Source organism: Roseiarcus sp. (genome assembly GCF_052145395.1).
In the GTDB taxonomy this organism is placed as follows: domain Bacteria; phylum Pseudomonadota; class Alphaproteobacteria; order Rhizobiales; family Beijerinckiaceae; genus Roseiarcus.
In genome coordinates this window covers 1-5640 of record NZ_JBKQOT010000357.1, presented here as the reverse complement: position 1 = coordinate 5640, position 5640 = coordinate 1, and the positions used below count along the sequence as shown (strand labels likewise).

At 68.5% G+C, this 5640-nt stretch carries 5 protein-coding genes and 1 pseudogene; all 6 read right to left on the bottom strand.

Going from position 1 to position 5640, the window contains the following annotated elements; translation table 11 throughout:
- Positions 1-272: 272 nt before the first annotated feature.
- Positions 273-957: pseudogene (locus ACLP25_RS12005) on the bottom strand (adenylate/guanylate cyclase domain-containing protein).
- Between the two features lie 211 nt (positions 958-1168).
- On the bottom strand, positions 1169-1540 hold the full coding sequence (locus ACLP25_RS12000) for a DUF1330 domain-containing protein (RefSeq protein ID WP_442469426.1): 372 nt from the start codon (positions 1538-1540) through the stop codon (positions 1169-1171).
- A 113-nt stretch (positions 1541-1653) separates the two neighbouring features.
- Positions 1654-3042: a dihydrolipoyl dehydrogenase gene (lpdA, locus tag ACLP25_RS11995; protein WP_442469425.1), complete on the bottom strand. Its 1389-nt coding sequence runs from the start codon at positions 3040-3042 to the stop codon at positions 1654-1656.
- An 8-nt stretch (positions 3043-3050) separates the two neighbouring features.
- Complete coding sequence (locus ACLP25_RS11990) at positions 3051-3209, bottom strand: hypothetical protein (RefSeq protein ID WP_442469424.1); 159 nt, start codon at positions 3207-3209, stop codon at positions 3051-3053.
- A 54-nt stretch (positions 3210-3263) separates the two neighbouring features.
- On the bottom strand, positions 3264-4571 hold the full coding sequence (locus ACLP25_RS11985; RefSeq protein WP_442469423.1) for a dihydrolipoamide acetyltransferase family protein: 1308 nt from the start codon (positions 4569-4571) through the stop codon (positions 3264-3266).
- A complete protein-coding gene (locus ACLP25_RS11980; RefSeq protein ID WP_442469422.1) occupies positions 4572-5585 on the bottom strand; it encodes an alpha-ketoacid dehydrogenase subunit beta in 1014 nt (337 codons plus the stop codon).
- Positions 5586-5640: the final 55 nt, after the last annotated feature.

The window sequence follows — 5640 nt, the reverse complement described above, 5'->3', positions numbered from 1 at the left end:
GCGAAGGTTCCGACAAATCGGCCCGCGCCGCCACCATTTTCATCCATAATGGCGCGCCGCAGGCGCTGGTTGGCTCTCAAGTTGATCCAGATCAAGACGCGGGCGCCGCGATCGACGATGTTAGGCGACGTCGGAGCAGTCCACGGGCATAGCCTTCTGATCAAATCATAACGACAGGGCCAGCCGCGATCACTCTCTGAAAGCAGGGCCGGAGATTTCTCCGGCCCTTCTTCATTGCGCAGGTTCAGCGGCCGACCGGGCGCGGCCCCCGGTCACGCCGCCCACAGCCTTGCCGGCTCGTCGAGCCCTTTCAGCCGAACCTCGCGTGCGCGGCTTTCCGGAAGCTCGTCGCCCGCGCGCTCGTGGACGGCCTCGGTCACCAGAATCTCCCCGGCGGCCGCCGCCGATTGGGCGCGGGAGGCGACGTTCACGACGGTTCCGATTGCCGTCAGGTCCTGGTGCGCGCGCCCGAACTCGCCGAAATTGACTTTTCCCGTGTCGACGCCGACCCCGATCTTACCGCTGTCGGGGCCGAAGACATGGGAGAGCCGCTCCCGCCGGCCGCGCCAGCGCTGCTGGATCGCGCGCGCCGTCCGCACGGCCGCAGCCGCGTGGTCGGGCCGCCCGATCGGAAAATTGAACACGGGCCATGATCGCGTCGCCCATGGTCTTGTTGACGATGCCGTCCTCCTCCCAGATCGCCTCGGCGCATTCGTCGTAGAAGGCGTCGAGCAGTTCGGAAATCGCGCCGCTCGACTGCGACCGCGAGAGGCCGATGTAGTTCCTCAAATCGGCGAACAGGATCGTCGCGTCGATCTCGACCTGCCGAGCCTTCATCACCCGGCTGAACATCATCTCGCAGATGGTGCAGGTGTTGGGGTTCATGCGGCTCGGGCGGATCCCGAAAGCGCGGAACGGCAGGGACCCGGGCCCGCGCAGTGGAACCGGCAAGCGCATGTGCTGCCAGCAGCCTTTGCAGAGGGTCGACTGCAGAGGGTCGACTGAGCCTGCATGCGGGCGAACGCCTCCATTGTCGGGGAAGACTATAGAGAACCCCGCGGCGCACGCTGTCAAATGCCCGCGCGGGTCGCCTCCGTTGGGCGTTTCGGCGCCATTGCCGGAAAAGCCTGCGCGACTCTGTCGCCTTCGGCGACATCCTATCCCTGTTTCACGGCGCGTAAGGACGCGAACGGGACCGTTCGACTTCAGGACGGTTTGGCTCCCTCGTAGCCCGTCGCCACGATGACGTCGGCGACGCTCGCCGGCAGACGGAGCGCAGAGCCTCCTGATACTCCGGCGACCGGTAGCAGGCGAGCGCGGCCTCGAAGCTCGGAAACTCGATGACGACGTGGCTGGATCGCAAGCGCCCCTCGCCCACGTCACTCTTCGCTGCCCGCACGAGGTATAGCGCCCCATACTTGGCGAAGATCGGCTGGTTGGCGCGCTGGTAGGCCTTAAATCCCTCAACGTCAGAAACGTCGAGGTGTCCAATCCAATAGCCCTTCGGCAACTGCGGCCTCCGACTATCGTTGCCGGACATCGAAAGAATGTCGCAACGGCAGGCGCCTGCCTATCCATCGAAAAACGTCGGCAGCGCCCTCGCCGCAGACGTCCGCACCGCCCCTCACCCCGCTGACGCTGGGCGAGGGGGAATCAAACATGCAGCGGCATCCCCAGCGCCTTCAGAGCGGCCTCGTGAAAAGCCTCGCTCTGGGTCGGGTGGGCGTGGATCGTGAGGGCCACGTCCTCCAGCCGCGCGCCCATCTCGATCGCCAGCGAGAAGGCCGAGCTGAGCTCCGAGACGCCCGCGCCGACGGCCTGAACGCCGAGCACGACGTGGTTGTCCTTGCGCGCCACGATGCGGACAAAGCCCTCGTCATCCTGCTTCGTCATCGCCCGGCCGTTCGCACGGAAAGGGAACGATCCCGTGAGGATCTCGCCGTGCGCCGCCCGCGCCGCTTCCGGCGTAAGACCCACGGTGACGATCTCCGGGTCGGTGAAGCAGACGGCAGGAATCGCCCGATGGTCGAAGGCGCGCCTTTTCCCTGCGATGATCTCGGCGACCATCTCGCCCTCAGCCATGGCGCGATGGGCGAGCATCGGCTCGCCGGTCACGTCGCCGACCGCCCAGACGTTGCGCATCGAGGTCGCGCATCGATCGTCGACCCGGATGAACGGACCCGCCATCGTCAGGTCGAGGCGCTCGAGTCCGAAGCCCTCGGTGCGTGGCCGGCGCCCGACTGCGACCAAAACCTTGTCCGCCGGAACGCTTGCCTCCTCGCCCTCCGAGTCGGCGACGCGCAGCGCGCCGTCGGCGAATCCGAGCGCCCGCGCGCCGCACCTCATCTCGATCCCGAGGTCGGCGGCGCGGCGCGCAACCGGCTGGGTCAGCTCTTCGTCGTAGAGCGGCAGGATTCTCGGCAGCGCCTCAACCACCGTCACCTTCGCGCCGAGCTTGGCGAAGGCGGTGCCGAGCTCCATGCCGATATAGCCGGCGCCGACGACGGCGAGCGTCTTTGGAACCTGCGTCAGCGCCAGGGCTCCAGTCGAGGACAGAATGTCGCCGCCGAACGGCAGCGCGGCGAGCTTGAAGGGCTCCGAGCCCGTCGCAATCACGAGATGCTCGCAAACGATTCTCTGCTCGCCGGTGTCGGAATGGGCGATGGCGCTCTTGCCGTCGACGATCGTCGCGCGCCCCCGGATCGAGCGCGCGTGGGCCCTCTCGAGCAGCCTGCCCACGCCCGTGCTCAGGCGCGCGACGATCGCATCCTTCCACGCCACGGTTTTGGCGTAGTCGAGCTTCGGCGGCGGCAGCGTGACGCCGATGGCGGCGAGCGCGGCCGGCTCGGCGAGCGCACGGAACGAGTCGGCGGCGTGAATGATCGCCTTGGAGGGAATGCAGCCGACATGCAGGCAGGTTCCTCCGAACCGGCCGTCCTCGACGAGCACGGCGTCCAGCCCCAGTTCGCCCGCGCGGATCGCCGCGACATAGCCGCCCGGGCCGCCGCCCACGATCAGGATTTTGCAGGTGAGATCGCTCATTCTGTCCCTCAGGCGCCGTGCACATGGGCGGAGACGCCGAGCGTCCCTTCTCCCCGTTGCGGGGAGAAGGTTAGGATGAGGGGCAGGGCGAGCGCCTGCAGCGGCCAATCGCCAGGCCCCTCACCCCTGCCCTCTCCCCGCCTGAGCGGGGAGAGGGGGCCGCCCACCAACTCCACTCCACGCAGACGCCCCGGAAACACGTCTCTTGAAGATGGCGACAATCATCCCTCCTCGATGAACAGCGACGCGGGCGCTTCGAGGAGCGCGCGGACGCGCTGGATGAAACTCGCCGCGCCGTAGCCGTCGATTACCCGATGATCGAACGACGACGACAGGTTCATGGTCTTGCGCGGAACGAAGGCGCCGTCGCGCCAGACGGGCTTCACCACGATCCGGTTGACGCCGACGATCGCCACCTCGGGCCGGTTGACGATCGGGGTCGAGACGACGCCGCCGAGCGCGCCGAGCGAGGTCAGCGTAAGGGTCGAGCCAGAAAGCTCCTCGCGCTGCGCGGTCCCGTTGCGCGCCGCCTCGCTCACCCGGCGCATCTCGCGTGCGGCATCGAAAAGGCCGAGCGTCTCGGCGTGACGCACCACCGGGACCATCAGCCCGACCGGCGTCTGGGTCGCGATCCCGAGATGCACGGCGCCGTAAGTGGTGAGAAGGTCGTTGTCGTCGTCGAAGTGCGCGTTGAGCTCGGGAAAGTCGGCGACCGCCTTGACGAGAGCGAGCATCAGGAATGGCAGGACCGTCAGTCTCGGCCGCTCCTCCGTCGCGCGGCTGTTCAGCGCGGCGCGCAGCTCTTCGAGCGCCGTGACGTCAAGCTCCTCGACATAAGAAAAATGGGCGACCCGCCGAGACGATTCCGCCATGTTCTGGGCGATGCGGCGGCGCATGCCGACGATCTTGATCGTCTCCGCCGCCATGTTCGGCTCGCGGCCGGGGCCTTTCGCCGGCGCCTCGGGCCGGCGGGTGACGAAGGCGTCAAGATCGTCGTGGGTGATGCGTCCGGCCGGCCCCGTTCCGTGGACGAAGCGCAGGTCGACGCCCGTCTCGCGCGCCCGGAACCGCACCGCCGGGGAGGCGAGCGGCCTCTCACCCGCCGGACGCGGCGCGCCGCGCTGGGGCGGGGCGATACGGGGCGGCGACGGAGGTTTCGTCGGCTCTTGCGGCTCGACGCGGGCTTTTTCGACCACGGGCGGGCTCGGCGCCGCCGCGGGCTCGATTGGGGCGGCTGCCGCCTTGGCCGCGCCCTTGGGCGGCGGGGCGGGCGGCGAATCCGGCAGGCCCGGCGCGTCGACGCGGAAAAGCTCCGCCCCGACCGCAAGCACGTCGCCGACTGCGCCGCCGAGTGCGACGACCGTGCCGGCGACCGGCGTCGGGATCTCGACCGTCGCCTTGTCGGTCATCACCGCGGCGACCACCTGGTCCTCGCGCACGGGGTCGCCCGCCTTCACATGCCATTCGACGATTTCGGCCTCGGCCACCCCCTCACCGACGTCGGGCATCTTGATCGAGCGCAGGCCCATTCAGGCCTCCATCGCCGCAACGAGTGCGCGGCCGACGCGGGCGGGGCCGGGGAAGTAGTCCCACTCCTCGGCATGGGGATACGGCGTGTCCCATCCGGCGACGCGCTGAATGGGCGCTTCGAGCGCATAGAAGCAGCGCTCCATGACCTGGGCGGCAAGCTCGGCGCCGAACCCCGAGGTAAGCGTCGCCTCGTGCACAATCACGCAGCGCCCCGTCTTCTCGACCGAAGCGACGATCGCGTCCACGTCGAGCGGCAGGAGCGTACGCAGGTCGATGATCTCGGCGTCCACGCCCGTCTCCTCGACGGCGGCCTCCGCGACATAGACCATTGTGCCGTAGCAGAGCACCGTGACGCCCCTGCCCTCCCGCCGGATCGCCGCCTTGCCGAGCGGCACGGCGTAGCGTCCCTCGGGGGTCTCGCTCAGCGGATGCTTCGACCAGGGGACCGCGGGCTGGTCGGGATGGCCGGAGAAGGGGCCGTTGTAGAGCCGTTTCGGCTCGAGGAAGATGACCGGGTCGTCGTCCTCGATCGCGGCGATCAGGAGCCCCTTGGCGTCATGCGGATTGGACGGCATCACCGTCTTGAGGCCGCTCACGTGGGTGAACAGCGCCTCCGGGCTCTGGCTGTGGGTCTGCCCGCCGTAGATGCCGCCGCCGCACGGCATCCGGATGACGATCGGTGCGAAGAACTCGCCGCCGGAACGGTAACGCAGGCGCGCGGCCTCCGACACGATCTGGTCGTAGCCGGGGTAGACGTAGTCGGCGAACTGGATCTCCACTACCGGCCTGAGGCCGTAGGCGCCCATGCCAATCGCCACGCCGACGATTCCGGATTCGTTGATCGGCGCGTCGAAGCAGCGCGACTTGCCGTACTTGCGCTGGAGCCCCTCGGTGCAGCGGAACACGCCGCCGAAATAGCCGACGTCCTCGCCGAACACCACGACCCGCTCGTCTTCGGCCATCTTGCAATCCATCGCGTCGCGGATCGCCTCGACCATGGACAGACGCGGCATGGGTCAGGCTCCGCAGACGGCGCATGCGGCGTGCGCGCGATCTCCTCCACTCTTG